This window comes from Neorhizobium puerariae (assembly GCF_042429745.1).
GTDB classification, from domain to species: domain Bacteria; phylum Pseudomonadota; class Alphaproteobacteria; order Rhizobiales; family Rhizobiaceae; genus Neorhizobium; species Neorhizobium puerariae.
Genome location: NZ_JBHMAA010000032.1, coordinates 299,352 through 324,759, shown reverse-complemented (window position 1 = coordinate 324,759; position 25,408 = coordinate 299,352). Strand labels below are relative to the sequence as shown.

The window sequence follows — 25,408 nt, the reverse complement described above, 5'->3', positions numbered from 1 at the left end:
ATGGCGAAGGCAAAGACCGAACGCCGGCTGAAGGACAACGAGGCGCAGGCCGTTGCGCGCACGCTCCGTATCAGCCCCCAGAAGCTGAACCTTGTTGCCGCCATGATCCGCGGCAAGAAGGTCGACCGCGCGCTCGCCGAACTTGAGTTCTCGCGCAAGCGCATCGCCGGCACGGTGAAGAAGACCCTTGAGTCTGCGATCGCCAATGCCGAAAACAACCATGACCTCGACGTGGACTCGCTGATCGTTTCGGAAGCCTATGTCGGCAAGTCGATCGTGATGAAGCGGTTCCACGCCCGCGGCCGTGGCCGCGCATCGCGGATCGAAAAGCCGTTTGCGCACCTGACGATCGTCGTCCGCGAAGTCGAGGAAAAAGGGGAGGCCGCATAATGGGCCAGAAAATCAATCCGATCGGCTTCCGCCTCGGCATCAACCGTACCTGGGATAGCCGCTGGTTCGCCGACAACGCCGAATATGGCCAGCTCCTCCATGAGGACCTGAAGATCCGCGCCTACCTGATGCAGGAACTGAAGCAGGCCGGTATCGCCAAGGTGGTCATCGAGCGTCCGCACAAGAAGTGCCGCGTCACGATCCATTCGGCTCGTCCGGGCCTGATCATCGGCAAGAAGGGCGCGGACATCGAGAAGCTCCGCAAGAAGCTTTCCACGATGACCAACTCGGAAACGCACCTCAACATCGTCGAAGTGCGCAAGCCCGAGGTCGATGCGACCTTGGTCGCCCAGTCGATCGCCCAGCAGCTCGAGCGCCGCGTGGCTTTCCGCCGTGCGATGAAGCGGGCCGTACAGTCGGCCATGCGTCTCGGCGCCGAAGGCATCAAGATCACCTGTGCCGGCCGTCTCGGCGGTGCTGAAATCGCCCGTACCGAATGGTATCGTGAAGGTCGCGTTCCGCTTCATACGCTGCGCGCCGACATCGACTACGGTACGGCTGAAGCAGAAACCGCGTTCGGCATCTGCGGCATCAAGGTCTGGATCTTCAAGGGCGAGATCCTTGAGCACGATCCGATGGCTTCCGAACGTCGCGCGCTGGAAGGCGACGCACAGGGTCCGGCAAGCCGCGAACGTGGCGACCGCGGCGATCGTCGTCGCGAACGCGAAAACGCTTGATAAGCGCTGGCGAAAGATAAGCTCGGAGAAGTAAGAAAATGTTGCAGCCAAAGCGTACCAAGTACCGCAAGCAGTTCAAGGGCCGCATCAAGGGTGTGGCCAAGGGCGGCTACGACCTGGCCTTCGGCGAATTCGGCCTGAAGTCTCAGGAGCCGAACCGTGTCAACGCCCGCGAGATCGAAGCGGCCCGCCGCGCGATCACCCGTGCGATGAAGCGCGCCGGTCGTGTCTGGATTCGCGTGTTCCCGGATGTTCCGGTGACCGCCAAGCCGACCGAAGTGCGTATGGGTAAGGGCAAGGGTTCCGTCGAATACTGGGCATGCAAGGTCAAGCCCGGCCGCATGATGTTCGAGATCGATGGTGTTCCCGAGGAGCTCGCCCGTGAGGCGCTTCGTCTCGGCGCCGCCAAGCTCTCGGTCAAGACGCGCTTCGTACAGCGCATCGCAGAGTAAGGAGAGGGCACGATGAAAGCCGAAGACGTACGCGGCCTCACGGCCGACCAGCTCAAGGACAAGCTTGCCGACCTCAAGAAGGAGCAGTTCAACCTGCGCTTCCAGAAGGCGACCGGTCAGCTCGAAAAGTCCTCGCGCATCAACGAAGTTCGCAAGGACATCGCCCGCGTGAAAACCATTGCCCGCCAGAAGGCGGCAGAAGCCAAGGCCTAAGGAAGAATAATATGCCGAAACGCATTCTGCAGGGCGTAGTCGTTTCCGACAAGAACGAGAAGACCGTTGTTGTCCGGGTAGAGCGCCGCTTCGCGCATCCGCTGCTTCAGAAGACGGTCCGCCGTTCGAAGAAGTACAAGGCGCATGATGAGAACAATCAGTACAAGGTAGGTGACGTGGTTTCCATCGAGGAATGCGCGCCGATCTCCAAGGACAAGCGCTGGACGGTCGTTTCCGCCCAGGCTTAATTCTTACGGTTCCGCGCCAGGCCTGGATGTTTTTGGCCCTTGCGTCTGGCGCAGAATCCTGTATGTAGCACGCCACTGGCGTAGAACGCTCGGCAACGGGCGTTCTTTTGCTTTGAGCGCAGGGAAGGTCCCTTTCAGGGAAACCACCTTGGCAAGATCCATCCCGCGCACACTGAAATTCTGTTCATAAGCCGGCTCCGGGCGCTTTTGCGCGCGGGTTCGCCGGGCATTAGGAAAAGGCGACCTGACATGATTCAGATGCAAACAAACCTCGACGTGGCGGACAATTCCGGCGCACGTCGTGTCATGTGCATCAAGGTGCTGGGCGGCTCCAAGCGCAAGTACGCTTCGATCGGCGACATCATCGTCGTTTCGATCAAGGAAGCCATCCCGCGCGGCCGCGTGAAGAAGGGCGACGTGATGAAGGCGGTTGTTGTGCGTACCGCCAAGGATATCCGTCGTCCGGACGGCAGCGTCATCCGCTTCGACAACAACGCGGCGGTTCTCATCGACAACAAGAAAGAGCCGATCGGCACCCGTATCTTCGGACCGGTTCCGCGCGAACTTCGCGCCAAGAACCATATGAAGATCATCTCGCTGGCTCCGGAAGTACTGTAAGAGGGAGCGGGACAAATGCAGAAGATCCGCAAGGGCGACAACGTCGTCGTATTGACTGGCAAGGACAAGGGCCGCACCGGCGAAGTCCTCCAGGTCCTGCCGAAGGAAGACCGTGCCGTTGTTCGCGGCATCAACATGGTGAAGCGCCACCAGCGTCAGACGCAGACGCAGGAAGCCGGCATCATCAACAAGGAAGCATCCATTCACCTGTCGAACATCGCGATTGTCGCGAAGGACGGCAAGCCGACCCGCGTTGGCTTTTCCGTCGTCGACGGCAAGAAGGTGCGTGTGGCCAAGCGTACGGGAGATGTGATCGATGGCTGAGGCAAAGTACGAGCCGCGGCTCAAGAAGGAATACGTTTCCCGCATTCGCGCCGCGATGAAGGAGCAGTTCAACTACTCCAACGAGATGATGATCCCGAAGATCGAAAAGATCGTGATCAACATGGGCGTTGGTGAAGCGACTGCCGATTCGAAGAAGCCCACCGTGGCTGCTGCCGACCTTGCAGCGATTGCCGGCCAGAAGCCGGTCATCACGCGCGCCCGCAATTCGATCGCAGGCTTCAAGGTCCGCGAAAACATGCCGATCGGCGCGAAGGTCACCCTGCGCGGCGCCCGCATGTACGAATTCATGGATCGCCTGGTCAACATCGCGCTGCCGCGCGTTCGCGACTTCCGCGGCCTGAACCCGAAGAGCTTTGACGGCCGTGGCAACTTCGCCATGGGCCTCAAGGAACACATCGTGTTCCCGGAGATCAACTACGACAAGGTTGATCAGATGTGGGGCATGGACATCATCGTTTGCACGACGGCTACCAAGGACGACGAAGCCCGGGCTCTTCTGAAAGAGTTCAACTTCCCGTTCCGCCAGTAACCGTAACGACGAGCGTTTAAAAGGAACTCCGATATGGCGAAAACCAGCGCAGTTGAAAAGAACAAGCGCCGCCGCAAGACCGTCGCCCAGCAGGCTGCAAAGCGTGCTGCCCTGAAGGCGACCATCATGAACCAGGAACTTCCGATCGAAGAACGGTTCAAGGCAACCCTGAAGCTCGCTTCGCTGTCCCGCGATGGCTCGAAGACGCGCATCCGCAACCGTTGCGAAGTCACCGGTCGCCCGCGCGCTTTCTATCGCAAGCTCAAGATGTCGCGTATCGCGCTTCGCGAGCTGGGCAATCTCGGCAAGGTGCCGGGCATCGTCAAGTCGAGCTGGTAAGGAGATCGTTAGATGACCATGACTGATCCCTTGGGCGATATGCTCACCCGTATCCGCAATGGCGCTTCGCGCCGCAAGTCGACCGTTACCACGCCGGCTTCCAAGCTTCGTGCCCGTGTCCTCGACGTTCTGCAGTCCGAAGGCTACATCCGCGGTTACACCCAGGTCGATTACGGCAACGGCAAGTCCGAGCTGGAAATCGAGCTGAAGTATTATGAAGGCGCGTCGGTGATCCGTGAGATCGGCCGCGTGTCGAAGCCGGGCCGCCGGGTCTATGTCTCGGTAAAGTCCATTCCGCAGGTCGCGAACGGCCTCGGCATCACCATCCTTTCGACCCCGAAGGGTGTGATGGCCGATCACCAGGCTCGCGAACAGAACGTAGGTGGCGAGGTTCTCTGCTCGGTCTTCTAAGGCCAGGCAGGGGAACTCCATAACGAACAGACAGGATTGAAAAATGTCTCGTATCGGTAAGAAGCCCGTTCCGGTTCCTGCAGGTGTTACGGCCGCCGTTGACGGCCAGAAGGTGACTGCTAAGGGCCCGAAGGGCGAGCTGTTCTTCGTCGCAAACGACGAGATCAAGCTGGAATTCAAGGACAACGCCGTTTCGGTGACCCCGGTCAGCGAAACCAAGGATGCTCGTTCGAAATGGGGCATGTCCCGCACGATGATCGAGAACATCTTCAGGGGCGTCAAGGACGGCTACGAGCGCAAGCTCGAAATCAACGGCGTCGGTTACCGCGCGGCCATGCAGGGCAAGAACCTGCAGCTTTCGCTCGGTTTCAGCCACGACGTGGTTTATGAGCCGCCGCAGGGCATCACCATTGCCGTGCCGAAGCCGACGGAAATCGTCGTCACCGGCATCAGCAAGCAGCAGGTCGGTCAGGTTGCCGCGGAAATCCGCGAATACCGCGGTCCGGAGCCCTACAAGGGCAAGGGCGTCAAGTACGCCGAGGAACGGATCGTCCGCAAGGAAGGCAAGAAGAAGTAAGGATCACGCGATATGGCTAGCAGGAAAGAAGCACTTGCAAAGCGCGCGAGCCGCGTGCGCCGCCAGCTCAAGGCGGTCGCCAACGGCCGTCCGCGCCTGTCGGTTCATCGCTCGTCGAAGAACATCTATGCCCAGGTCATCGATGACGTGGCCGGCCGCACGCTCGCTGCCGCATCCACGCTCGATGCGGGTCTGCGCTCGTCTCTGAAGACCGGTGCTGACGTTGCGGCTGCCGCCGCCGTTGGCAAGCTGGTTGCAGAGCGCGCCTCCAAGGCCGGTGTGAAGGAAGTCGTGTTCGATCGCGGCGCCTTCATCTACCACGGCCGCGTCAAGGCGCTTGCAGATGCCGCCCGCGAAGGCGGCCTGAGCTTCTAAGAATTTCGCCCGGTCTTTCTCTTTAAGGGAAGGGCCGGGCGAATTGCGGTTCGCCGCGCCCTCCGGATCGTACCGGAATTCCAATTGTAATCTGCCGATTGCACCCGGAAAAGAAAAAGGAAAAGGACAATGGCACAGGAAAGAAGAGGCCAGCGCGAAGATCGCCAGGCCCGCGAGGAGCGCGATAGCGAGTTCGTCGACAAGCTGGTCGCGATCAACCGCGTCGCAAAGGTCGTCAAGGGCGGCCGTCGCTTCGGTTTTGCGGCTCTCGTCGTCGTCGGCGACCAGAAGGGTCGCGTCGGCTTCGGCCATGGCAAGGCACGCGAAGTGCCGGAAGCCATCCGCAAGGCGACCGAGGCTGCAAAGCGCGACCTGATTTTCGTACCGCTGCGCGACGGCCGTACGCTGCATCACGACGTCAACGGCCGTCACGGCGCCGGCAAGGTTCTGCTGCGCTCGGCCAAGGCCGGTACCGGTATCATCGCCGGCGGCCCGATGCGTGCCGTTTTCGAAACGCTCGGCGTCCATGACGTCGTCGCCAAGTCAACCGGCTCGTCGAACCCCTACAACATGGTTCGCGCCACGTTCGACGCCCTGAAGCACCAGGTTCATCCGAAGGACATCGCAGCCCAGCGCGGCATCAAGTATGCTACGCTTCAGGCTCGCCGCGCGTCTTCCGGTGTAACGTCGGAAGAATAAGGAGAGCGGATCATGGCCAAGAAAGCAGAAGCCGCCAACAAGACGATCACGATCGAGCAGATCGGTTCGCCCATCCGCCGCCCGGAAGTCCAGCGCAAGACGCTGATCGGGCTCGGCCTTAACAAGCTGCACCGGACCCGTACGCTGGAAGACACTCCTTCCGTTCGTGGCATGATCCGGGCTGTCCAGCATCTCGTGCGCATCGTCGACGAGAAGTGAGACGGAGGAAGACACCATGAAACTGAATGAGATCAAGGACAACGAAGGCTCGACCAAGGAACGCATCCGCGTCGGTCGCGGCATCGGTTCCGGCAAGGGCAAGACCGGCGGCCGCGGCGTGAAGGGCCAGAAGGCTCGTTCCGGCGTTGCGATCAAGGGCTTCGAAGGCGGCCAGATGCCGATCTATCGTCGCCTGCCGAAGCGCGGCTTCACCAACATCTTCGCCTCCGAATACGTCACCGTTTCGCTCGGCCGTATCCAGACCGCGATCGATGCCAAGAAGCTCGATCCGAAGGCAACGATCGATGCTGCCGCCCTCAAGGCTGCCGGCGTCATCCGCCGCCCGAAGGACGGTGTTCGCATCCTCGCCGACGGCGAGCTGACTGCCAAGGTTTCGATCGAGGTCGCCGGCGCTTCCAAGGCTGCCGTCGAGAAGATCGAGAAGGCCGGCGGTTCCGTCAAGCTTCTCGTCGTTGCCGAAGCCGCAGCGGAATAAATCGATTGGAAATCGCCCGGTTTGAGCTTCACACCGGGCGATTTAATCTCCATATGTGAGCCTCACGATCCCGAAGCGATCCTGCCGGTCGCCTGACGGGGATCATACGGAAAACAGGGTGAGGCATCCGATTGCGCCCGCAATCTCCGCGCCCGGTTTTTTGAACCAGAATTTGAGACTGCTTTCCGGACCCGGCACGTTTCCCGCCGCCGGAGAATTGGTCAGGCGGAGAATTGCATGGCTTCTGCAGCGGAACAACTTGCCTCCAATCTGAATTTTGCCACCTTCGCAAAGGCGGAGGACTTGAAGAAGCGGCTGTGGTTCACCCTCGCAGCGCTGCTCGTCTACCGTCTCGGCACGCATATCCCGCTTCCGGGGCTGAACCCCGAAGCCTATGCCCAGGCTTTCCGCGGCCAGGCTGGTGGCATTCTCGGCCTCTTCAACATGTTTTCGGGCGGCGCCGTGGAGCGCATGGCGATCTTCGCGCTTGGCATCATGCCTTACATCTCCGCGTCGATCATCGTGCAGCTCATGACTTCGGTCGTGCCCTCGCTCGAAGCTCTTAAGAAGGAAGGGGAGGCGGGCCGCAAGATCATCAACCAGTACACCCGCTACGGCACGGTCATCCTCGGCGCTCTGCAGGCCTACGGCATCGCGGCCGGTCTTGAGAGCGGCAACGGCCTGGTGCTCGATCCGGGCTGGTTCTTCCGTCTGTCCACCGTCGTGACGCTGCTTGGCGGCACCATGTTCCTGATGTGGCTCGGTGAGCAGATCACCTCCCGCGGTATCGGCAACGGCATTTCGCTGATCATCTTCGCCGGCATTGCAGCCGGTCTGCCCACGGCGCTGGCCGGCACGCTGGAGCTTGGCCGCACCGGCGCGCTGCCGACGGCGCTGATTCTCACCGTCATCGTCGTCGCGATCGGCGTCATCGCGCTGATCGTCTTCGTAGAGCGCGCTCAGCGCCGTCTGCTGATCCAGTATCCGAAGCGCCAGGTCGGCAATCGCATGTTCCAGGGCGATACGTCGCACCTGCCGCTGAAGCTCAATACTTCGGGCGTCATTCCGGCGATCTTCGCCTCTTCCCTGCTACTGTTGCCTGCGACGGCCGCCGGCTTTGCGGGGAACGCGCAACTCCCGAACTGGGCGACCATGGTCATCTCGTCCCTTGGACATGGCCAGCCCCTGTTCATGCTGCTTTATGGTTTCCTGATCGCCTTCTTCGCCTTCTTCTACACGGCAATCGTCTTCAACCCGAAGGACACGGCCGACAATCTGAAGAAGCACGGCGGCTTCATTCCGGGCATCCGTCCCGGCGAGCGGACAGCCGAATATATCGATTATGTGCTGACCCGCATCACGGTCATCGGCGCGATTTACCTCGTCTTCGTCTGCATTCTGCCGGAATTCCTGGTGGCCCGCACCGGCGTGCCATTAGCCCTTGGTGGTACTTCGCTTTTGATCGTTGTGAGTGTAACCCTTGATACGGTTGCACAGATTCAGGGACATCTCATTGCGCAGCAATATGAGGGCCTGATCAAGAAGTCGAAATTGCGCGGAGGAAAGAGGGGACGATGAGATTGATTCTTTTGGGGCCGCCGGGTGCGGGCAAGGGGACCCAGGCCCAGCGGATCGTGGAGAAACACGGCATTCCGCAGCTCTCCACCGGTGACATGTTGCGTGCGGCGGTAGCTGCCGAGACCGAGGTGGGCAAGCGCGCCAAGGCTGTCATGGACGCCGGCAACCTTGTTTCCGACGAGATCGTTAATGCGATCGTTTCGGAGCGCATCGACCAGCCGGATGCGGCGAACGGCTTCATCCTCGACGGTTTTCCGCGCACGCTGGTGCAGGCGGATGCGACGGAGGAGATGCTGAAGTCCAAGGGACTCGATCTTTCCGTGGTCGTCGAATTGCGTGTCGACGACAAGGAACTGGTCCGGCGCGTTTCGGGCCGCTATTCCTGCGCCCAGTGCGGCACGGTCTATCACGATACGGACAAGAAGCCGGTCAACGAAGGCGTTTGCGACAAATGCGGCTCGACGCATTTCAAGCGCCGTCCGGACGACAATGCCGAGACCATGACGAAGCGCCTCGAGGTCTACTACAAGGAAACCTCGCCGCTGATCGGCTATTACCACGCCAAGGGCAAGCTCAAGGTCGTGGATGGCATGGCCGAGATGGACAAGGTGACCGCCGATATCGAAAAGATCCTGGCGGGCCTCTAGGAGCGTGTCTCCCAAAAGCGGGAACCGGTTTTGGGACAAAGACATGCGCAAAAGCAGATCCGTCATCGATCTGTTAAAGAATCTTGGGGCGGAACGGTTGCATTTCAGCGCTGATTCCGCTAAACACCGCGCCAACTCGCGACAGCTTTGAGCGATCGGCGCGGATTTCCCGATGAGGACATCCGGGACCGGTCGTTTTGACCTGTTCCGTATGACGTTTGAACTGGCGGCCGATGAGCCGCTTTCATGGAAGAAGTACCACTTGCCGGATGGCAACTGGAACGCAAGGAGAATAGGCGTGGCACGTATCGCTGGCGTCAACATCCCGACTGCGAAGCGCGTTGTGATCGCGCTGACCTATATTCACGGGATCGGCCCGAAATTCGCTCAGGAGATCATCGAAAAGGTTGGTCTTCCGGCTGACAAGCGCGTTCATCAGCTCACGGATTCGGAGATTCTTCAGATCCGCGAAACCATCGACCGCGATTATCAGGTCGAAGGCGACCTTCGTCGCGAAACCGCGATGAACATCAAGCGCCTGATGGACCTCGGCTGCTACCGCGGCCTGCGTCACCGTCGCGGCCTGCCGGTTCGTGGCCAGCGCACTCACACCAACGCCCGCACCCGCAAGGGTCCCGCCAAGGCGATCGCCGGTAAGAAGAAGTAATTTGAGGGGCGAATAGAGAGTAGCGAATAGCGAATAGATATTTTCCTCTATTCGCTGCCAACTATTCGCTTCCCAAGGTGGAGCCGCTGGAATTACGGCGGTGCAGAGATCAACGAAAGGGATAATATGGCCAAGGAAGCCACCCGCGTTCGCCGCCGCGAGCGCAAGAATATCACGTCGGGCGTTGCCCACGTCAATTCTACCTTCAACAACACGATGATCACCATCACCGACGCGCAGGGCAATGCGATTGCCTGGTCGTCCGCTGGTGCGAAGGGCTTCAAGGGTTCGCGCAAGTCGACCCCGTTCGCCGCTCAGATCGCTGCCGAAGACTGCGCCAAGAAGGCGCAGGAGCATGGCATGAAGTCGCTGGAAGTCGAAGTCTGCGGCCCGGGTTCCGGCCGTGAATCGGCTCTGCGCGCTCTGCAGGCTGCCGGCTTCATGATCACCTCGATCCGCGACGTGACCCCGATCCCGCACAACGGATGCCGTCCGCGCAAGAAGCGGCGCGTCTGATCGTTGGAATTGAAGGGGCTGCCGTACTTCAATGGAGGTTGGGTGGCCTCTCTCGTGAACTCGGACACGAGCCGCCTGACCCTCCCCGGAGGATCGGCGGCTTTGCCCATATCGCCGATGAACAAGATTTGTTCCGCTCGGTAATCCTCATGCTCGGTTGTCACGATTGGATGGTGGCAACGAACGGAAGGTATTCATCATGATCCAGAAGAACTGGCAGGAACTGATCAAGCCGAACAAGGTGGAATTCACCTCTTCCGGCCGCACCAAGGCAACTCTGGTTGCCGAACCTCTGGAGCGCGGCTTCGGCCTGACGCTCGGCAACGCGCTTCGCCGCGTGCTTCTGTCGTCGCTTCGTGGTGCTGCCGTAACGGCGGTCCAGATCGACGGCGTATTGCATGAATTCTCCTCCATCCCCGGTGTTCGGGAAGATGTGACGGACATCGTGCTCAACATCAAGGAAATCGCCATCAAGATGGATGGCGACGACGCAAAGCGCATGGTCGTGCGCAAGCAGGGCCCGGGCTCGGTAACCGCCGGCGACATCCAGACGGTCGGCGATATCGAGATCCTGAACCCCGACCACGTGATCTGCACCCTCGACGAGGGCGCCGAGATCCGCATGGAATTCACGGTCAACAACGGCAAGGGTTATGTTCCGGCCGAGCGTAACCGTGCAGAGGACGCCCCGATCGGTCTCATTCCGGTCGACAGCCTCTATTCGCCGGTCAAGAAAGTGTCCTACAAGGTGGAAAACACCCGTGAAGGTCAGGTTCTCGACTACGACAAGCTGACCATGACCATCGAAACCGATGGCTCGGTCACGGGTGAAGACGCCGTAGCCTTCGCCGCCCGCATCCTTCAGGACCAGCTCTCGGTCTTCGTCAACTTCGACGAGCCGCAGAAGGACGTCGAAGAGGAAGCCGTCACCGAACTCGCGTTCAACCCGGCTCTCCTCAAGAAGGTCGACGAACTGGAACTTTCCGTCCGTTCGGCGAACTGCCTGAAGAACGACAATATCGTTTATATCGGCGACCTCATCCAGAAGACCGAGGCGGAAATGCTGCGCACTCCGAATTTCGGTCGCAAGTCGCTGAACGAGATCAAGGAAGTTCTGGCATCCATGGGCCTCCATCTGGGCATGGAAGTTCCCGCCTGGCCGCCGGAAAACATCGAAGATCTCGCCAAGCGCTACGAAGACCAGTACTGACAACCATTAAACTGCAGGTGCATGCCTGCAAGTAAAGGAGAAGAGAGATGCGCCACCAGAAAGCCGGCCGCAAGCTCAACCGCACCGCAAGCCACCGCAAGGCAATGTTCGCCAACATGGCTGCTTCGCTCATCACTCATGAGCAGATCGTCACCACGCTTCCGAAGGCGAAGGAAATTCGCCCGATCGTCGAGAAGCTCGTTACCCTCGGCAAGCGTGGCGACCTGCACGCCCGCCGTCAGGCGATCTCGCAGATCCAGGATCAGGCTGCCGTCCGCAAGCTGTTCGACTCGATCGCTTCGCGTTACGCCAACCGCAACGGCGGTTACCTGCGTATCATGAAGGCTGGCTTCCGCCAGGGCGACAATGCCGCGATGGCCGTCATCGAATTCGTCGAGCGCGACGTCGATGCCAAGGGCGCTGCCGACAAGGCTCGCGTTGCTGCTGAAGCAGAAGCTGCCGAAGCCGCTTGATAGCTCACATCGTCGGTTGATTCGAGGCCGGGCGGAAACGCCCGGCTTTTTGCGTTTGGTCCGAAAGGGTGAAGCTTCCGGTGTTTGATCTGGATCAACGATGGCTTTCAAAAGCTGCGGTTCACTGATGCCGTTTCCTGCAATGGCTTCGGCCAAATCGATCCAAGCATCTGCGCATCCTCCCCAAGGGCGCAGCAGGACCGTTTTCCCGCGGTCCGGGGAAAGGCCGGGCTCCCCCCGCCTTTCCCGTTTCTGCGGACGAAGCCCTCGCCGTGCGAGGCGCATGTCATTCTCCGGAGTTCGATGGCGGAAAAATTGCCGGATTGACCTTCGTCAAGGTGAGGGGCCGCAGCTGCCTTAGTCTTGCCACATAGACATCAAACACCCGGCGAGGCAGTAAAATGACATATCCTTCGGTATTCGATAACGAAAAGAAAGAACTCGTTATTCCCGCTCTCGGTCCCTTCTATGAGAGGCTGGCCCAGCCCATGGCATGGGGTATTTTCCGGTTGGCGATCGGCGGCATGCTGACCGTGGAAGGCTGGCCCAAGATCATTGCGCCTTTCGCCCAGGTCGGTTTCGTGGAAGGTCTTGGCTTCCATCCCGGCTGGCTCTGGTCTCCCGCATTGGCCGCGATGCAGTTCTTCGGCGGCATGCTGATCGCCGTTGGCCTCTTCACGCGGCCGATCGCGCTTGCCAATGCCGTCATGCTGGCAATCACCCTATGGTTTCACTATTCGCATCCCTACGGCGACGCGTTCCTTACGCAAGCCGGCATCGATGCGTTGAAGGCCGGCGGGCAGCAATTGTTCACGCCCGAGGCGATGGCGAGGCTGGCCGATGGCGGTCACCGTTTCCTCGAACAGGTACAGAGCAAAGCCGAGCTTGCATCGCTGTTCTGGACGGGCGGAGCCTTCCTCTACGCGGCGTTCGGAGGAGGCTATCTCTCGCTCGACCGGCTGCTTTTCCACAAGCGCTTCTGAATTCGTGCGGAACTGGCGCATGAGGAATGAAGCCGGGCTGCTGAGGCCCGGCTTCTCTTTTTTGAAGGGCGTCAGATCTTCGACTGCGCGATTTTTGTGGTGGGACGATTGCCGCGTTTCCAGTTCATGATCGGGCGGCGCAGCGGCCGATAGGCGAGGAGCAGCGCGATCAGCGCGATATGTGCGAATGGCACGAGCGTCACCGATTTCACGGCAAGCACATAATGGATCGCGCCTCCGATGGCGATCAGGTAGATCAGCTTGTGCAGCCGGTTCCAGGCCGTAGCGAGCTTTCGGATCGACCAGTTGTTCGAGGTGACCGCAAGCGGGATCAGCATCAGCAGGCAGGCAAAGCCGATCGTGATATAGGGACGTCTGGCGATATCGCCTCCGACGGCGCCAAGATCCAGCCTCAGGTCGAGCAGCGCATAGACCGTGAAATGCATCAGCACATAATAGAAGGCGATGAGGCCGAGCGCCCGCCGATACCGGAGCCAGTTGATCCCGGCAAGGTCGCGAAGCGGTGTGATCATGAGCGTCGCGATGATGAAGCGCAGTGCCCATATGCCGAGAAGGTGTTCGAATTCCTTGACCGGATTGAAGCCGAGCCCGCCCGTGGCCGCCAGATAGAAATACCAGGCGGCCGGACAGAGGCCGAGGGCATAGAGCGCCCATATGCTGGCATTGTGGTAACGGCGGGGCAGGGCGGGAATGATCGCCATGATCAGTAGTTCGCCTTCAGGTCCAGGCCGGCATAGAGGCTGGCGACCTGATCGGCATATCCGTTGAAGGGCAGGGTCGGTCGCCGGGCCGTGCCGAACAGGCCGCCTTCGCCGATCCGCTGTTCGGTCGCCTGGCTCCAGCGCGGATGATCCACCGACGGGTTGACGTTGGAATAGAAGCCGTATTCGCGGGCATTGGCGTTTTTCCAGGTCGTCTGCGGCTGTTGCTCGACGAGGGAGATTCTCACGATCGACTTGATGCTCTTGAAGCCGTATTTCCACGGCACGACGAGGCGGATCGGGGCGCCGTTCTGGTTCGGCAAAGTTTCTCCGTAAAGACCGATGGCAAGGATCGTCAGGGGATGACGGGCCTCGTCGAGACGAAGACCCTCGATATAGGGCCAGGGCAACGGCTGGAAGAAACCTTTCTGGCCGGGCATTTCCTCCGGTCGCACCACCGTTTCGAACGAGACATACCTGGCGCTGCCGAGCGGCTCGACCTGATCGAGGATGGTCGACAGAGGAAAGCCGATCCAGGGGATCACCATCGACCAGCCCTCGACGCAACGCATGCGGTAAGTACGGTCTTCGAGCGGCATCTTCACAAGTTCTTCGAGGCCGAATTCCCTCGGCTTGCCGACCATGCCCTCGACCTTCACCGACCAGGGCGCGGGCTTGAAATCGCCGGCATTCTGCGAGGGGTCTTCCTTGTTCACGCCGAATTCGTAGAAGTTGTTGTATGTGGTGACGGCTTCCCTCGGCGTCAGCTTCTCATCCGGCTTGTAGGCGCTCGGCACTGCCGCAAGCGGGGCGGCAAAGGCGTTGTCGGCGCCCACAAGCGCAAGGCCGGCGACCGTTGCAGCTCCCATGAAGCTGCGGCGCGACATGTAGATGTTCCGCGGCGTGATCTCGGAAGCGGGAATATGCGGCGGACGATAGGCAGGCATGGAAAATCTCCTTGTCGGCAGCGAATGCCTTTCCTCCCTATACGTAATGCGGAATAAAAACGTTTCACAGCGATGCGAAGATTCCCGCGGGCCACGTTTGCGTGAAAAAGCGCGTGCCGGATCGACGGAAGAACGGCGAGGAACACCGCGAGGCCGCATCCTGTAAAGCAGGGCGGCGGCGAACCGTACCGCTTTGGCCTGTCATGATAGTGACACCCCGCGCCGTTTGCGGTAGGAAAACCGCAAAACAGGGGCCTTTTGCGCGTCCGACGAGAAAACGGTAGACTGTCGCCGGCCCGAGAAGAGATCGAGGACAACACCATGCCTGCTTATCGCTCCAGAACCACGACCCATGGCCGCAACATGGCGGGCGCGCGCGGGCTCTGGCGCGCAACCGGCATGAAGGACACGGATTTCGGCAAGCCGATCATCGCCGTCGTCAATTCCTTCACCCAGTTCGTGCCGGGCCATGTGCACCTGAAGGACCTCGGGCAGCTCGTCGCCCGCGAGATCGAAGCGGCGGGCGGTGTCGCCAAGGAATTCAATACGATCGCGGTCGACGACGGCATCGCCATGGGCCATGACGGCATGCTCTATTCGCTGCCGTCCCGCGAAATCATCGCCGACTCCGTCGAGTACATGGTCAACGCCCATTGCGCCGACGCCATGGTCTGCATCTCCAACTGCGACAAGATCACGCCCGGCATGCTGAATGCCGCCATGCGTCTGAACATCCCGTCGGTCTTCGTGTCCGGCGGCCCGATGGAAGCCGGCAAGGTCGTGTTGCATGGAAAGAAGCATGCGCTCGACCTCGTTGACGCCATGGTCGCTGCTGCCGACGACAATGTGTCGGATGAAGACGTGAAGGCGATCGAACGATCCGCCTGTCCCACCTGCGGCTCCTGTTCGGGCATGTTCACCGCGAACTCCATGAACTGCCTCACGGAAGCGCTGGGGCTGTCGCTGCCGGGCAACGGTTCGACCCTTGCCACCCATTCGGATCGCAAGCGACTTTTCGTCGAGGCAGGCCATCTCATCGTCGATCTCGCCCGCCGTTACTACGAGCAGGAGGACGAAAGCGTTCTGCCGCGTTCGATCGCGACCAAGAAGGCGTTCGAAAACGCCATGTCGCTCGACATCGCCATGGGTGGCTCGACCAATACGGTCCTGCATATCCTGGCTGCAGCCTATGAGGGAGGGATCGATTTCTCCATGGAGGATATCGACCGCCTGTCGCGCAAGGTCCCGTGCCTTTCCAAGGTGGCGCCGGCCAAGAGCGACGTGCATATGGAGGATGTCCACCGCGCCGGCGGCATCATGCGCATTCTCGGTGAACTGGAGCGTGGCGGCCTGATCCATCGCGATTGCTCCACCGTGCATGCCGCAACGCTCGGCGATGCGATCGATCGCTGGGATATCACGCGCACCAATAGCGAAAGTGTTCGGGAGTTCTTCAAGGCGGCGCCGGGCGGGGTTCCAACCCAGGTCGCCTTCAGCCAGTCCTCGCGCTGGGACGAGCTTGATACGGACGGCGAGACGGGCATCATCCGGTCCGTCGAGCATCCGTTCTCCAGGGACGGCGGCCTCGCGGTTCTTTACGGTAATATCGCGCTCGATGGCTGCATCGTGAAGACGGCCGGCGTCGATGAGTCGATCCTGAAATTCACTGGCCCGGCGGTGGTTTTCGAAAGCCAGGATGCAGCGGTGAAGGGCATTCTCGGCAACGAGGTCAAGGCGGGCGATGTCGTCGTCATCCGCTACGAAGGACCGAAGGGCGGCCCGGGCATGCAGGAAATGCTTTATCCGACGAGCTACCTGAAGTCGAAAGGCTTGGGCAAGGCCTGTGCGCTGATCACCGATGGCCGCTTCTCGGGCGGCACGTCCGGCCTTTCGATTGGCCATGCCTCGCCGGAAGCGGCGCAGGGTGGTGCGATCGGTCTGGTCCGTCAGGGAGACATGATCGAGATCGACATCCCGAACCGCACGATCAACCTGGCGGTTTCGGAAGCGGAACTCGCCGCACGACGCCGCGAGCAGGACGCGCTGGGCTGGAAGCCCGCCGTGCCGCGCAAGCGCAACGTCACCACGGCGCTGAAGGCTTACGCCACGTTCGCCGCCAGCGCCGACAAGGGTGCTGTCCGGATCTTGCCGGAATAGGCTGGGGACTCGGCTTCATTCCTGATCAACGCCAAGGATGGACCATACCATTTCTTCGTCATCGCCGAGATGCTGGAGAATGATGCCGATGAGTTCGCTCTTCGTCATACGTCGCAACCGTCGCTCCAGAAGCTCGAATTCTTCCCGTCGGGTTACATAGCGAGCGCTCGGGCGATAGCTCTCCTTGGCATGGGCTATAGCCGCGAATGCAGTTGCCGCCATGTGTTTGCAAGGTCCGAAATCGGCGAACGCGGGACAATTGCAATTACCGGTTAGCTGTCCCCCAATCAGCCCCAGTTCAACCTTGTAAAGCTGTGTCCCGGCGCAACGTGAAGTGACGTTACCTGGACCGGAAGTCACGATCTCCACCATGCCTTCCTCGAAATAGGCTCTTCCGCGATCGATATATCTCTGCTCGAAAAGCGAGGTAATATGATGGTGTTCCAGCTTCATTGAGATGTTTCACAATATTGTCGAACATTTATCAGGGGATATCATGCCGGGTGAAAAATGTGTATGGGTGCGGAGCGCGAAGCGCCCGGTCAAACCGGACGAGGCTGAGAAGCAGCGCATCATAGCTGCCTGCGAGCGTCTTATCGAAACTTTTTTCAAACCGCGTTTCCTGTCTGAGATCAGAGCCGCGGAATGGAATTACGTCGTTGATATTCGCGGTCGCTGGTCAGGCGCTCGCTATCGCTTCGTGCAGCGCTACCGATCGGGTGTGGAACACAACAAGGGCGAAGAATTCGATGCGCCTTTCGCTCGCCTCGATCGGATGGGGCCGGATCGTTTCGACCTCTATTGGCATCGGCACACCGGGCAATGGTGGAGGAGGCATGAAGGCCTGGTTTTGTCGGCAGCCTTGCGGGCGCTGGAAACGGACGGACTTCTCCACCCTCCGTGAGGCGTGTTGCTTCACAGCGGTCGGTTGAGGTTCCTGTAGGCCTCGTCGAGCTGTTTCAGCCGCTCGTCATAGGTGGCGCGGATGCAATCGACATCCTCGCCGCAGGCCTGCCGCTTCTTCAACCAGGCGCTCTGGTCGTCTCGAAGCTTGTCGCGATTGCCCATCGGCATAAGTCCGGTGAGGAGATCGAAGGTGGTCACCATCTTCACGTCCGCATCGTTGAGCGAGCGCGTATCGCAGATGACCTTCTCGTCCGCGGCAAGATCGGCGCGCTCGCAATCGAAACTCGCGGCGGATGCTGCGTGAGGCAAGGCGGAGACCAGCAGGCAGGCAAAAAGCCCGGTCAAGGCGATAACGGTCGAAATATGTCTCATGCCAGTGCTCCTCGATGTCGATGCGCGGAGCCGGATCAGAACATTCTCGACAGGCTCCCAAGGACCAAGATGAGGCAGCCGAGCCAGATGGCAAGGATGAAGGCAAGTCCGCCGCGGCTGACGGGGCGTGCCGTCCGGCGCGTCGCTTCCTCGCGGAATTCGATCATCAAGGGCTCCGGAACCAGCCGGATCGCCAGCATGATGCCGAGTGGCACGATCACCAGATCGTCCAGATAGCCGAGCACGGGCACGAAGTCCGGGATGAGGTCGATCGGCGAGAGCGCATAGGCCGCGACCGCGCCGGCGACAAGCTTGGCCTGGAGGGAAACACGCCTGTCCCGGGCGGCAAGCCAGAGCGCCACGACGTCGCGTTTCAGTGCTTTCGCCCAGCTCTTCGCTTTCGCCAGCATACCCATGGCTTTCTCCTGATCCTGTACTTATATAGCGTTCAAAACCTTATGATATCTGCCATTTTTCCGTGCTTCGGCCACCTTTCCTTTCTAGCGTCCCGCGTTACAAATCGTTCCGGATTTTCTGAAGTGAGGAATCAAATGCTGATGAGCGTGCTGAAACGCGTTTCGACCGGTCTTCTTGTCCTGGCGCTTCTGTGTCCCGTCGCAGCCGTTGCGCAGGAGAACAGGGCCGTGCCGCAGAACCGGCAGGAGATGCAGCTCTCCTTTGCGCCACTGGTCAAGCAGACGGCCGGTGCCGTCGTCAATGTCTATGCCGAGCGCGTGGTACAGCGCCTCAATCCCTTCGCGGGCGATCCATTCTTCGAGCAGTTCTTCGGCCAGCGCATGCCGAACCGGACCGAGAAGCAGTCTTCGCTGGGCTCCGGCGTCATCCTCTCGCAGGATGGGCTGGTTGTAACCAACAATCACGTCATCCAGGGTGCCGACGACATCAAGATCGCGCTTGCCGACGGCCGGGAATTCCCGTGCGACGTGGTCCTCAAGGACGAGAGCGTCGACCTCGCGGTGCTGCGGATCAAGGCCAAGGAGCATTTCCCGGTTCTTCCCGTCGGCGATTCCGATGCCGTCGACGTGGGTGACCTGGTGCTTGCAATCGGCAATCCGTTCGGGGTCGGCCAGACGGTCACGAGCGGCATCGTCTCGGCGCTTGCCCGCAACCAGGTGACGACCGGCGATTTCGGCTTCTTCATCCAGACGGATGCTTCCATCAATCCCGGCAATTCCGGCGGCGCGCTGATGAACATGAAGGGCGAGCTGATCGGCATCAATACCGCGATCTTCTCGCGGGGCGGCGGCTCGAACGGTGTCGGTTTCGCGATCCCGGCCAATCTCGTCAAGGTGTTCCTCGCCAATGCGGCGGAGGGAAGGACGACGTTCGAACGGCCCTATGTCGGCGCGACTTTCGATGCCGTGACGTCCGATGTCGCGGAGGCCCTGGGGCTCAAAACCGCCCGTGGGGCCCTGGTCGTTCGGGTCGTCGAGGGTGGTCCCGCCGACCGCGCGGGCCTGAAGCCAGGCGAGGTGGTGATCGCCGTCAACGGCATTCCCGTCGAGCATCCCGATGCACTCGGCTACCGCCTCACGACTGCCGGCCTCGGCAAGCAGGCGGCCCTGACCGTTCAGACCGGGGACGGCCAGCGACAGCTCAACATCGCGCTGAACACCGCGCCGGAAACGACGCCGCGGGATGAGCGCATGCTGGAAGGGCGTAATCCCTTCGCCGGCCTGCATGTCGCCAATCTTTCGCCCAAGCTCGCCACGGAACTGCATATCCCCGCCGAGAAGGCAGGTGTCGTCGTAACCGACGTCGCGCGCGGTTCGCCGGCGGCCCGTTACGGCTTTGAACCGAGGGATATCGTGATTTCCCTGAACGGCACGACCGTCACCACCACAAAGGCGCTGGAAGCCATGCTGGACGACGATCCGGGTTTCTGGCGGGTCGAGATCGAGCGAGACGGCCAGCGTATACGGCAGTTCTTCCGATGAGCAACGACCTGTTCGCGCCGCGGGTCCCGGAGGAGGTCGCCAACCGGCGGCCGCTTGCGGACCGGCTGCGCCCGAAGACGCTTGCCGAGGTGACCGGCCAGCCGCATCTGACCGGAGAAGATGGCGGGTTGCGGCGAATGATCGCCTCGGGCTCGCTCGGATCGATGATCTTCTGGGGACCGCCTGGCACCGGCAAGACGACGGTCGCGCGGCTTCTGTCGGGCGAGGCGGGGCTTGCTTTCGAACAGATATCGGCAATCTTCTCGGGTGTCGCGGACCTGAAGAAAGTGTTCGAGGCGGCCCGCATGCGGCGCATGGACGGCCGCCAGACGCTTCTTTTCGTCGACGAGATCCATCGCTTCAACCGCGCCCAGCAGGATAGTTTCCTGCCGGTCATGGAGGACGGCACCGTCATACTTGTCGGTGCGACGACGGAAAACCCGAGTTTCGAGCTCAACGCCGCTCTTCTGTCGCGTGCCCGTGTGCTGACTTTCCGTCCGCACGACGAAGAAAGCCTCGAAGAGCTGCTGCAGCGCGCCGAAAAGACCGAAGGCAAACCGCTGCCGCTCGATGATGACGCGCGGACGAGCCTCATCCGCATGGCCGATGGCGACGGCCGCGCCGTGCTGACGCTGGCGGAAGAGGTCTGGCGCGCGGCGCGGGAAGGGGAGGTGTTCGACACCACGGGCCTGACCGAGATCGTCCAGCGCCGCGCTCCGGTCTACGACAAGGCGCAGGATGGCCACTACAACCTCATTTCCGCTCTCCATAAATCGGTGCGCGGTTCCGATCCGGATGCCGCGCTCTACTATCTTGCCCGCATGTTCGATGCCGGCGAGGACCCGCTTTATCTGGGGCGGCGCCTCGTGCGCATGGCGGTGGAGGATATCGGCCTTGCCGACCCGCAGGCGCTGGTGATCTGCAACGCCGCCAAGGACGCCTACGACTATCTCGGCTCGCCGGAGGGGGAACTCGCGTTTGCCGAAGCCTGCGTGTATCTGGCGACCGCACCGAAATCGAACGCGGTCTATACGGCCTTCAAGGCGGCGACCCGGGCCGCCAAGGAAAACGGCTCGCTTCTGCCGCCGAAACATATCCTCAACGCCCCGACCAAGCTGATGAAGGGCGAAGGATATGGCGAGGGCTATCGCTACGATCACGATGAGCCGGACGCCTTTTCCGGCCAGGACTATTTCCCGGAAAAGATGGGCCGGCAGACGTTCTACGATCCCCCGGAGCGCGGTTTCGAGCGCGAGATCAGAAAAAGGCTGGACTGGTGGGCGAGGCTCCGCAAGGAACGGAACGGCCAATAGGCCGGGTTAGGACGCCTGCTGATGTCCGGCGGTGGTGGTCGATGCGACGATGAGTTTCACCGAAGATTCCGCAAGCCCGTGATGACCTTCCATGTCGACGATCAGGTGCCAGTGTCCGTTTTCCGGAATGACCAGGCGGATCGGCGACTTCTTGGCCACGCCGCCGATGTATTTGAAATCGAGCAGTTCGGTGAAGCGCTGGAAATTGACGGACGTCATCAGGCGCACGTTGTTGACCGCATTCAACGTCACCTCGATCGTCGTCCCCGCGCGCTGCGGTTTCAGATCGTAGTGCGTATAGCGGAAATGCGGAGCGGCCATCTCTGCCTCATTGATGCCAGCATACAGGGTCATCAATCCTAACGTCACGTCCTTAACGAAGGATGGAACCTTGCGGTTACCCAAGGGTTAGCCTTGAGGATTGGAATTCCGTGCCGGCATGAAACTGTGCCGCATTGGGTTCAAGAAGGGCGGCTTTCGTCCCCTGCAGCCGCCTATAACGATAATATTCGACCTCCTGACTTGATATCCCGCCGTTTCCTTGCGGCGGGATTTCCTTTTTCGAAAGCGGTGATGGGGCTCACGAGAGGTCGGTCGTGCCGGTCTTCGGCGAGAGCGACATGATCCGCCGTGGACATATCGCGGGAATTCTATCGCAATGCTCGCCGGCGGACTGAAGGATGCCGGCTGGATGCGCGAGGGCATATCGAAGAGCCGGCATCGCCCCGTATTTTCAGATTGTTGATGAGGTTTATTGATATCCGGCTGGAGGGAGCTGACTCAATTTCTGAGGTTCTCCTGGTCGAGCTGGATGGTGAGCGCCAGGACGGTCTCGCAGGTGGGCGTGGGGACCCCGGCGAGCTTGCCGAGCGCGACCACCATGCCGGTGAGCGGAACGATCTCCAGCGGCTTGCCGGCGAGCAGGTCCTGGAGCATCGAGGTACGGACCGGGCCGAAGCCGCCGGAGCGGCCCAACGCTTCCTGGATACCACTGCTGAAGACAGCGCCGAGAGCTTCTCCGACCGCCTTGGTCTCCGCCATTACCTTGGCGACCTGTTCCACCAGCGGCGGGTTCTCCATTATCTTGTCCATGCGTGCCCGGGTAAGCGCGCTGATCGGGTTGTAGGCGGCGTTGCCCATCAGTTTCAGCCAGATCGCATCGCGGATGCGCTGGGTGGGGATGATGGTGAGGCCGGCGCGGCCGAGAAGATCGGCAATCGTCACAAGGTCGCGGGAGAGGTCGCCGGAAGGTTCGCCGAGGAAGAAACGGCCATCGCCGTTGAGCTTCACGGTGCCGGGCTCGATCACTTCCGCCCCCTGATAGGCGACGCAGCCGATGACGCGTTCCGGTCCGACATGCCGCCAGAGCTTGCTGTCGGGGTCCAGTTCCGCAAGCTGGCGTTCCGCATGGCCGCTTTCGGCATCCCGGTGGAAATACCACCACGGAATGCCGTTCAGGATCATGATCACCCGCGTGCCGTCCTTGAGCAGGCTTGCGAGACCCTCCGCCGCATCGGCGAGCTGATGACCCTTGAGGCCGGTGATGACGAGGTCCTGTTTCGGCAGTTCCGAAGGGTCGCTGGTGGCGGCAACGCGGACGTGAAGCGGCGCGTCTTCCCCCTCCTTGATGACGCTCAGGCCCCTTTCGCGGATCGCCGCGAGATGTGCGCCGCGCGCCACGACCGATACGTTCACCTCTTCGCCGAGCCCGCTTGCGATCTTCGCCGCGAACGTGCCGCCGAGCGCCCCTGCGCCATAGATGCAGATATTTCTGATCGTCATGATGTCCTCGTCTCCGCTTCTTGTGCAATGCGGTAGACTTAGGCCATCTTCCACGGTCAGGCGAACGAGTTTTTGTGATGGATCAATGGGCCGGGCTGCCGGGCAGAAGTTCCGTGCGGCGCAGTTCGTCGATGGCTGCGACCGCATCTTCGACGGACCACCCGGCCCGGACGGCCGCAGCGATCATCTTCAGTTCCGCTTCTTCTTCGAGCGCCAGGAAAAGCGGCTCCAGTGCTTCCTGCACGGTGAGGATATGATCATCCGGCGTGGCGACGGACATGCGTGCGGCAGACGTAGGCATGATACGCGGTGCTCCTCTCCGTCTTATGATCGAATCCGCACAATTACTGTGTTCGAAAAAGGTTCCATGCAACTTGTGGAAAATTTCATCTATTGCCCCGCCCCCATGTGGAGCTTGTTCTTTCGCCAAGCCTCTGCCTTGTTGCGCAGCTAAAATGCAGACCGATTCGGGTGGCCAAGGGGCCGCCCGGCCGGCGGGGTGCCGATGCCAAGGAGATTGCGATGACGGACGGCAATAGATACCAGATCACCGAAATGCGGCCGAAGATCACCGTGATCGGTGTCGGAGGCGGTGGCGGCAACGCCATCAACAACATGATTTCCGAAAATCTCGAAGGCGTCGATTTCATCGCCGCCAACACCGACGCGCAGGTTCTCGCCACCTCGAAGGCCTCGCGCCGCATCCAGCTCGGCGCGCATGTGACCGAAGGCCTCGGCGCCGGCTCGCTGCCCGAGATCGGCCGCGCGGCGGCGGAGGAATCGATCGACGAGATCATGGACCATCTCTCCGGCTCGCATATGTGCTTCGTGACTGCCGGCATGGGGGGCGGAACGGGCACGGGGGCTGCGCCGATCATCGCCCAGGCCGCCCGCAACGCCGGCATCCTGACGGTCGGCGTCGTGACGAAACCCTTTACGTTCGAAGGCAACCGCCGCATGAAGACGGCCGAATCCGGCATCGAGGAACTGCGCCGGGCGGCCGACACCGTGATCGTCATCCCGAACCAGAACCTCTTCCGCATCGCCGACGCGAAGACCACCTTCGCCGACGCCTTCATGACCGCCGACCGGGTCCTTTATTCCGGCGTCGGCTGCATCACCGACCTGATCGTCAAGGAAGGCCTGATCAACCTCGACTTCGCAGACGTGAAGTCGGTGATGAAGGGCATGGGCCGGGCCATGATGGGCACGGGCGAAGCCTCCGGCGATCAACGCGCGCTCAGCGCCGCGGAAGCGGCGATCGCCAATCCGCTGCTCGACGAGATCTCCATGAAGGGCGCCAAGGGCGTGCTGATCTCGATCTCCGGCGGCTCCGACATGACGCTGTTCGAGGTGGATGAAGCCGCAAGCCGCATCCGCGACGAGGTGATGGACGACGCGGATATCGTCGTCGGCGCGATCTTCGACCGCAATCTCGATGGCAAGTTCCGTGTCTCCGTCGTCGCGACCGGGCTCGATGGTGGCGAGGCCGTTGCCGCCCCCGGTGCTCCCGCCGGCCTCCAGGCCACGCCCCGCACGCTGCAATAGGCAACCTGAGCCCGGTCATTGCTCCGATCCGCGCCTTCCGGAGGTTTTCCCTCCGGAAGGCGTTTTCGTCTTCCCAATGTCACGGAGCGCGGATATAGCTCGCCGCCCATTTGACCTGAGCGAGGAAGAGGATCATGGACGCAAAGACCGTTGCAGCCCATTGGGAAAGCAATGCCGAGACCTGGACGATCTATTCGCGGGCAGGGCATGACAAATACCGGGACAAGCTGAACACCCCCGCTTTCCTCGACATGCTGCCGCAGGTCGAAGGGCTGAGGGGCCTCGATCTCGGCTGCGGGGAAGGGACGAATACCCGCGCCGTTGCCCGTCTCGGGGCAAGAATGACCGGCCTCGACATCGCGCCGACCTTCCTGCGCTACGCTCGCGAGACGGAGGAGAAGGACCCGCTTGGTATCGACTATCTGCTTGGAGAAGGACTGCGTATCGATTTCCCCGAGGCGAGCTTCGATTTCGTGACCGCCTTCATGTCGATGATGGACATGGCCGATCAGCGGGCAATGCTGAAAGAGGTCACCCGCGTGCTGAAACCCGGCGGCTTCCTGCAGTTCTCGATCCTGCATCCCTGTTTCGTGCCGCCGACACGCAGGAACATCCGCGACGAACGCGGCGAGGCCGTGGCTGTCCAGATCGCCGACTATTTCGACGAAACGGAAGGACGCATCGAACGCTGGCTGTTTTCCGACATTCCGCCGGAGGAACGGGAGAAACTTACGCCTTTCTCGATTCCGCGCTTCCACCGGACGCTTTCGAACTGGGTGGCGATGATCGTCGAGGCCGGACTTGTCATCCAGGCTTTCGGCGAGCCCATGGCCTCCGAAGAGGTCGCGGCAGCCGAACCGGTCGTCGCGGATACCCGCGTCGCTCCGATCTTCCTGCATATCCGTGCGGTGAAACCGTAAACCGGTCGGGCTTCCCCACTGTCGGAACAGCGCCGCCATTCGCCCCGCCGGACCTTCCCGG

36 protein-coding genes are annotated in these 25,408 nt (G+C 61.1%); 28 read left to right on the top strand and 8 right to left on the bottom strand.

Annotated elements, in window-relative coordinates:
* The 22 genes from rplV to ACFFP0_RS25975 all read left to right on the top strand — a co-directional run bounded on the left by rplV (position 1) and on the right by ACFFP0_RS25975 (position 12,722).
* Positions 1–390: a 50S ribosomal protein L22 gene (gene rplV / locus ACFFP0_RS26080; RefSeq protein ID WP_377265132.1), complete on the top strand. Its 390-nt coding sequence runs from the start codon at positions 1–3 to the stop codon at positions 388–390.
* A complete protein-coding gene (gene rpsC / locus ACFFP0_RS26075) occupies positions 390–1,127 on the top strand; it encodes a 30S ribosomal protein S3 (RefSeq protein ID WP_377265131.1) in 738 nt (245 codons plus the stop codon). The genes rplV and rpsC overlap by 1 nt, the downstream gene beginning before the upstream one ends.
* A 38-nt stretch (positions 1,128–1,165) precedes the next feature.
* Complete coding sequence (rplP, locus tag ACFFP0_RS26070; protein WP_377265130.1) at positions 1,166–1,579, top strand: 50S ribosomal protein L16; 414 nt, start codon at positions 1,166–1,168, stop codon at positions 1,577–1,579.
* A 12-nt stretch (positions 1,580–1,591) separates the two neighbouring features.
* A complete protein-coding gene (gene rpmC / locus ACFFP0_RS26065) occupies positions 1,592–1,792 on the top strand; it encodes a 50S ribosomal protein L29 (protein ID WP_037151107.1) in 201 nt (66 codons plus the stop codon).
* An 11-nt stretch (positions 1,793–1,803) separates the two neighbouring features.
* Positions 1,804–2,040, top strand: a complete 237-nt coding sequence (gene rpsQ / locus ACFFP0_RS26060; RefSeq protein WP_003495195.1) for a 30S ribosomal protein S17 — start codon at positions 1,804–1,806, stop codon at positions 2,038–2,040.
* A gap of 249 nt (positions 2,041–2,289) precedes the next feature.
* Positions 2,290–2,658 carry a 50S ribosomal protein L14 gene (rplN, locus tag ACFFP0_RS26055; RefSeq protein WP_007770138.1) on the top strand — a complete coding sequence of 123 codons (369 nt, stop codon included), beginning with the start codon at positions 2,290–2,292 and terminating at the stop codon, positions 2,656–2,658.
* A gap of 15 nt (positions 2,659–2,673) precedes the next feature.
* Positions 2,674–2,982, top strand: coding sequence for a 50S ribosomal protein L24 (gene rplX, locus ACFFP0_RS26050; protein ID WP_248684926.1), 309 nt, complete (start codon positions 2,674–2,676; stop codon positions 2,980–2,982).
* The gene (gene rplE / locus ACFFP0_RS26045) at positions 2,975–3,532 is read left to right on the top strand and encodes a 50S ribosomal protein L5 (RefSeq protein ID WP_377265129.1); all 558 of its coding nucleotides are present in this window, start codon (positions 2,975–2,977) and stop codon (positions 3,530–3,532) included. The genes rplX and rplE overlap by 8 nt, the downstream gene beginning before the upstream one ends.
* A gap of 33 nt (positions 3,533–3,565) precedes the next feature.
* On the top strand, positions 3,566–3,871 hold the full coding sequence (rpsN, locus tag ACFFP0_RS26040; RefSeq protein ID WP_377265128.1) for a 30S ribosomal protein S14: 306 nt from the start codon (positions 3,566–3,568) through the stop codon (positions 3,869–3,871).
* Between the two features lie 12 nt (positions 3,872–3,883).
* Positions 3,884–4,282, top strand: a complete 399-nt coding sequence (rpsH, locus tag ACFFP0_RS26035) for a 30S ribosomal protein S8 (RefSeq protein ID WP_377265127.1) — start codon at positions 3,884–3,886, stop codon at positions 4,280–4,282.
* A gap of 43 nt (positions 4,283–4,325) precedes the next feature.
* Positions 4,326–4,859: a 50S ribosomal protein L6 gene (gene rplF / locus ACFFP0_RS26030; protein ID WP_377265126.1), complete on the top strand. Its 534-nt coding sequence runs from the start codon at positions 4,326–4,328 to the stop codon at positions 4,857–4,859.
* Between the two features lie 12 nt (positions 4,860–4,871).
* A complete protein-coding gene (rplR, locus tag ACFFP0_RS26025; RefSeq protein WP_377265125.1) occupies positions 4,872–5,234 on the top strand; it encodes a 50S ribosomal protein L18 in 363 nt (120 codons plus the stop codon).
* A gap of 129 nt (positions 5,235–5,363) precedes the next feature.
* Complete coding sequence (gene rpsE, locus ACFFP0_RS26020) at positions 5,364–5,933, top strand: 30S ribosomal protein S5 (protein ID WP_046792680.1); 570 nt, start codon at positions 5,364–5,366, stop codon at positions 5,931–5,933.
* Between the two features lie 12 nt (positions 5,934–5,945).
* A complete protein-coding gene (gene rpmD / locus ACFFP0_RS26015; RefSeq protein WP_377265124.1) occupies positions 5,946–6,152 on the top strand; it encodes a 50S ribosomal protein L30 in 207 nt (68 codons plus the stop codon).
* Between the two features lie 16 nt (positions 6,153–6,168).
* Entirely contained in the window at positions 6,169–6,648 is a 480-nt protein-coding gene (gene rplO / locus ACFFP0_RS26010; RefSeq protein ID WP_377265123.1) for a 50S ribosomal protein L15, read from the top strand.
* 237 nt (positions 6,649–6,885) lie between these two features.
* Positions 6,886–8,226 (top strand): preprotein translocase subunit SecY, encoded by a 1,341-nt coding sequence (gene secY, locus ACFFP0_RS26005; RefSeq protein ID WP_377265122.1) that lies wholly within the window; start codon positions 6,886–6,888, stop codon positions 8,224–8,226.
* Positions 8,223–8,873, top strand: coding sequence for an adenylate kinase (locus ACFFP0_RS26000; RefSeq protein WP_377265121.1), 651 nt, complete (start codon positions 8,223–8,225; stop codon positions 8,871–8,873). The genes secY and ACFFP0_RS26000 overlap by 4 nt, the downstream gene beginning before the upstream one ends.
* Before the next feature lie 298 nt (positions 8,874–9,171).
* Positions 9,172–9,540: a 30S ribosomal protein S13 gene (rpsM, locus tag ACFFP0_RS25995; RefSeq protein ID WP_377265145.1), complete on the top strand. Its 369-nt coding sequence runs from the start codon at positions 9,172–9,174 to the stop codon at positions 9,538–9,540.
* A 126-nt stretch (positions 9,541–9,666) separates the two neighbouring features.
* The gene (gene rpsK, locus ACFFP0_RS25990) at positions 9,667–10,056 is read left to right on the top strand and encodes a 30S ribosomal protein S11 (protein ID WP_007766864.1); all 390 of its coding nucleotides are present in this window, start codon (positions 9,667–9,669) and stop codon (positions 10,054–10,056) included.
* A 199-nt stretch (positions 10,057–10,255) separates the two neighbouring features.
* A complete protein-coding gene (locus tag ACFFP0_RS25985) occupies positions 10,256–11,266 on the top strand; it encodes a DNA-directed RNA polymerase subunit alpha (RefSeq protein ID WP_377265120.1) in 1,011 nt (336 codons plus the stop codon).
* Positions 11,267–11,313: 47 nt separating this feature from the next.
* Positions 11,314–11,739 carry a 50S ribosomal protein L17 gene (gene rplQ, locus ACFFP0_RS25980; protein WP_377265119.1) on the top strand — a complete coding sequence of 142 codons (426 nt, stop codon included), beginning with the start codon at positions 11,314–11,316 and terminating at the stop codon, positions 11,737–11,739.
* A gap of 401 nt (positions 11,740–12,140) precedes the next feature.
* Entirely contained in the window at positions 12,141–12,722 is a 582-nt protein-coding gene (locus tag ACFFP0_RS25975) for a DoxX family protein (protein WP_377265118.1), read from the top strand.
* 71 nt (positions 12,723–12,793) lie between these two features.
* Here the strand turns inward: ACFFP0_RS25975 and msrQ are convergent, their stop codons facing one another.
* Positions 12,794–13,444, bottom strand: coding sequence for a protein-methionine-sulfoxide reductase heme-binding subunit MsrQ (gene msrQ, locus ACFFP0_RS25970; RefSeq protein ID WP_377265117.1), 651 nt, complete (start codon positions 13,442–13,444; stop codon positions 12,794–12,796).
* 2 nt (positions 13,445–13,446) lie between these two features.
* Positions 13,447–14,391, bottom strand: coding sequence for a protein-methionine-sulfoxide reductase catalytic subunit MsrP (gene msrP / locus ACFFP0_RS25965; RefSeq protein ID WP_377265116.1), 945 nt, complete (start codon positions 14,389–14,391; stop codon positions 13,447–13,449).
* A 321-nt stretch (positions 14,392–14,712) separates the two neighbouring features.
* On the opposite strand from msrP, the gene ilvD reads away from it, so the two are divergent.
* A complete protein-coding gene (gene ilvD / locus ACFFP0_RS25960) occupies positions 14,713–16,548 on the top strand; it encodes a dihydroxy-acid dehydratase (protein WP_377265115.1) in 1,836 nt (611 codons plus the stop codon).
* Between the two features lie 15 nt (positions 16,549–16,563).
* Here the strand turns inward: ilvD and ACFFP0_RS25955 are convergent, their stop codons facing one another.
* Entirely contained in the window at positions 16,564–17,001 is a 438-nt protein-coding gene (locus tag ACFFP0_RS25955) for an SWIM zinc finger family protein (RefSeq protein ID WP_377265114.1), read from the bottom strand.
* Between the two features lie 43 nt (positions 17,002–17,044).
* Here ACFFP0_RS25955 and ACFFP0_RS25950 point away from each other — a divergent pair, with 43 nt between their 5' ends.
* On the top strand, positions 17,045–17,452 hold the full coding sequence (locus ACFFP0_RS25950; RefSeq protein WP_377265113.1) for a DUF3024 domain-containing protein: 408 nt from the start codon (positions 17,045–17,047) through the stop codon (positions 17,450–17,452).
* 11 nt (positions 17,453–17,463) lie between these two features.
* Here the strand turns inward: ACFFP0_RS25950 and ACFFP0_RS25945 are convergent, their stop codons facing one another.
* Positions 17,464–17,826 (bottom strand): lysozyme inhibitor LprI family protein, encoded by a 363-nt coding sequence (locus ACFFP0_RS25945; RefSeq protein ID WP_377265112.1) that lies wholly within the window; start codon positions 17,824–17,826, stop codon positions 17,464–17,466.
* Positions 17,827–17,861: 35 nt separating this feature from the next.
* Positions 17,862–18,242: a YkvA family protein gene (locus ACFFP0_RS25940; RefSeq protein WP_377265111.1), complete on the bottom strand. Its 381-nt coding sequence runs from the start codon at positions 18,240–18,242 to the stop codon at positions 17,862–17,864.
* A gap of 138 nt (positions 18,243–18,380) precedes the next feature.
* Here ACFFP0_RS25940 and ACFFP0_RS25935 point away from each other — a divergent pair, with 138 nt between their 5' ends.
* Positions 18,381–19,784, top strand: a complete 1,404-nt coding sequence (locus ACFFP0_RS25935) for a DegQ family serine endoprotease (protein ID WP_377265144.1) — start codon at positions 18,381–18,383, stop codon at positions 19,782–19,784.
* Complete coding sequence (locus tag ACFFP0_RS25930) at positions 19,781–21,097, top strand: replication-associated recombination protein A (RefSeq protein ID WP_377265110.1); 1,317 nt, start codon at positions 19,781–19,783, stop codon at positions 21,095–21,097. Before ACFFP0_RS25935 ends, ACFFP0_RS25930 begins: the two co-directional genes overlap by 4 nt.
* Positions 21,098–21,103: 6 nt before the next feature.
* Here the strand turns inward: ACFFP0_RS25930 and ACFFP0_RS25925 are convergent, their stop codons facing one another.
* From ACFFP0_RS25925 to ACFFP0_RS25915, 3 genes are all read right to left on the bottom strand, one after another.
* Positions 21,104–21,418: a DUF1883 domain-containing protein gene (locus tag ACFFP0_RS25925; RefSeq protein WP_377265143.1), complete on the bottom strand. Its 315-nt coding sequence runs from the start codon at positions 21,416–21,418 to the stop codon at positions 21,104–21,106.
* 459 nt (positions 21,419–21,877) lie between these two features.
* A complete protein-coding gene (locus tag ACFFP0_RS25920; RefSeq protein WP_377265109.1) occupies positions 21,878–22,879 on the bottom strand; it encodes a ketopantoate reductase family protein in 1,002 nt (333 codons plus the stop codon).
* Between the two features lie 82 nt (positions 22,880–22,961).
* The gene (locus tag ACFFP0_RS25915) at positions 22,962–23,180 is read right to left on the bottom strand and encodes a hypothetical protein (RefSeq protein WP_377265108.1); all 219 of its coding nucleotides are present in this window, start codon (positions 23,178–23,180) and stop codon (positions 22,962–22,964) included.
* Between the two features lie 221 nt (positions 23,181–23,401).
* On the opposite strand from ACFFP0_RS25915, the gene ftsZ reads away from it, so the two are divergent.
* Complete coding sequence (gene ftsZ / locus ACFFP0_RS25910) at positions 23,402–24,427, top strand: cell division protein FtsZ (RefSeq protein WP_377265107.1); 1,026 nt, start codon at positions 23,402–23,404, stop codon at positions 24,425–24,427.
* 134 nt (positions 24,428–24,561) lie between these two features.
* On the top strand, positions 24,562–25,347 hold the full coding sequence (locus tag ACFFP0_RS25905) for a class I SAM-dependent methyltransferase (protein ID WP_377265106.1): 786 nt from the start codon (positions 24,562–24,564) through the stop codon (positions 25,345–25,347).
* Positions 25,348–25,408 lie beyond the last annotated feature (61 nt).

Excerpts from the sequence above, each read along its gene's own strand:
- rplV (WP_377265132.1), top strand. The coding sequence starts at position 1 with ATGGCGAAGGCAAAGACCGAACGCCGGCTGAAGGACAACGAGGCGCAG.
- rpsC (WP_377265131.1), top strand. The coding sequence starts at position 390 with ATGGGCCAGAAAATCAATCCGATCGGCTTCCGCCTCGGCATCAACCGT.
- rplP (WP_377265130.1), top strand. The coding sequence starts at position 1,166 with ATGTTGCAGCCAAAGCGTACCAAGTACCGCAAGCAGTTCAAGGGCCGC.
- rpmC (WP_037151107.1), top strand. The coding sequence starts at position 1,592 with ATGAAAGCCGAAGACGTACGCGGCCTCACGGCCGACCAGCTCAAGGAC.
- rpsQ (WP_003495195.1), top strand. The coding sequence starts at position 1,804 with ATGCCGAAACGCATTCTGCAGGGCGTAGTCGTTTCCGACAAGAACGAG.
- rplN (WP_007770138.1), top strand. The coding sequence starts at position 2,290 with ATGATTCAGATGCAAACAAACCTCGACGTGGCGGACAATTCCGGCGCA.
- rplX (WP_248684926.1), top strand. The coding sequence starts at position 2,674 with ATGCAGAAGATCCGCAAGGGCGACAACGTCGTCGTATTGACTGGCAAG.
- rplE (WP_377265129.1), top strand. The coding sequence starts at position 2,975 with ATGGCTGAGGCAAAGTACGAGCCGCGGCTCAAGAAGGAATACGTTTCC.
- rpsN (WP_377265128.1), top strand. The coding sequence starts at position 3,566 with ATGGCGAAAACCAGCGCAGTTGAAAAGAACAAGCGCCGCCGCAAGACC.
- rpsH (WP_377265127.1), top strand. The coding sequence starts at position 3,884 with ATGACCATGACTGATCCCTTGGGCGATATGCTCACCCGTATCCGCAAT.
- rplF (WP_377265126.1), top strand. The coding sequence starts at position 4,326 with ATGTCTCGTATCGGTAAGAAGCCCGTTCCGGTTCCTGCAGGTGTTACG.
- rplR (WP_377265125.1), top strand. The coding sequence starts at position 4,872 with ATGGCTAGCAGGAAAGAAGCACTTGCAAAGCGCGCGAGCCGCGTGCGC.
- rpsE (WP_046792680.1), top strand. The coding sequence starts at position 5,364 with ATGGCACAGGAAAGAAGAGGCCAGCGCGAAGATCGCCAGGCCCGCGAG.
- rpmD (WP_377265124.1), top strand. The coding sequence starts at position 5,946 with ATGGCCAAGAAAGCAGAAGCCGCCAACAAGACGATCACGATCGAGCAG.
- rplO (WP_377265123.1), top strand. The coding sequence starts at position 6,169 with ATGAAACTGAATGAGATCAAGGACAACGAAGGCTCGACCAAGGAACGC.
- secY (WP_377265122.1), top strand. The coding sequence starts at position 6,886 with ATGGCTTCTGCAGCGGAACAACTTGCCTCCAATCTGAATTTTGCCACC.
- ACFFP0_RS26000 (WP_377265121.1), top strand. The coding sequence starts at position 8,223 with ATGAGATTGATTCTTTTGGGGCCGCCGGGTGCGGGCAAGGGGACCCAG.
- rpsK (WP_007766864.1), top strand. The coding sequence starts at position 9,667 with ATGGCCAAGGAAGCCACCCGCGTTCGCCGCCGCGAGCGCAAGAATATC.
- ACFFP0_RS25985 (WP_377265120.1), top strand. The coding sequence starts at position 10,256 with ATGATCCAGAAGAACTGGCAGGAACTGATCAAGCCGAACAAGGTGGAA.
- rplQ (WP_377265119.1), top strand. The coding sequence starts at position 11,314 with ATGCGCCACCAGAAAGCCGGCCGCAAGCTCAACCGCACCGCAAGCCAC.
- ACFFP0_RS25975 (WP_377265118.1), top strand. The coding sequence starts at position 12,141 with ATGACATATCCTTCGGTATTCGATAACGAAAAGAAAGAACTCGTTATT.
- msrQ (WP_377265117.1), bottom strand. The coding sequence starts at position 13,444 with ATGGCGATCATTCCCGCCCTGCCCCGCCGTTACCACAATGCCAGCATA.
- msrP (WP_377265116.1), bottom strand. The coding sequence starts at position 14,391 with ATGCCTGCCTATCGTCCGCCGCATATTCCCGCTTCCGAGATCACGCCG.
- ilvD (WP_377265115.1), top strand. The coding sequence starts at position 14,713 with ATGCCTGCTTATCGCTCCAGAACCACGACCCATGGCCGCAACATGGCG.
- ACFFP0_RS25955 (WP_377265114.1), bottom strand. The coding sequence starts at position 17,001 with ATGAAGCTGGAACACCATCATATTACCTCGCTTTTCGAGCAGAGATAT.
- ACFFP0_RS25950 (WP_377265113.1), top strand. The coding sequence starts at position 17,045 with ATGCCGGGTGAAAAATGTGTATGGGTGCGGAGCGCGAAGCGCCCGGTC.
- ACFFP0_RS25945 (WP_377265112.1), bottom strand. The coding sequence starts at position 17,826 with ATGAGACATATTTCGACCGTTATCGCCTTGACCGGGCTTTTTGCCTGC.
- ACFFP0_RS25940 (WP_377265111.1), bottom strand. The coding sequence starts at position 18,242 with ATGGGTATGCTGGCGAAAGCGAAGAGCTGGGCGAAAGCACTGAAACGC.
- ACFFP0_RS25930 (WP_377265110.1), top strand. The coding sequence starts at position 19,781 with ATGAGCAACGACCTGTTCGCGCCGCGGGTCCCGGAGGAGGTCGCCAAC.
- ACFFP0_RS25925 (WP_377265143.1), bottom strand. The coding sequence starts at position 21,418 with ATGGCCGCTCCGCATTTCCGCTATACGCACTACGATCTGAAACCGCAG.
- ACFFP0_RS25920 (WP_377265109.1), bottom strand. The coding sequence starts at position 22,879 with ATGACGATCAGAAATATCTGCATCTATGGCGCAGGGGCGCTCGGCGGC.
- ACFFP0_RS25915 (WP_377265108.1), bottom strand. The coding sequence starts at position 23,180 with ATGCCTACGTCTGCCGCACGCATGTCCGTCGCCACGCCGGATGATCAT.
- ftsZ (WP_377265107.1), top strand. The coding sequence starts at position 23,402 with ATGACGGACGGCAATAGATACCAGATCACCGAAATGCGGCCGAAGATC.
- ACFFP0_RS25905 (WP_377265106.1), top strand. The coding sequence starts at position 24,562 with ATGGACGCAAAGACCGTTGCAGCCCATTGGGAAAGCAATGCCGAGACC.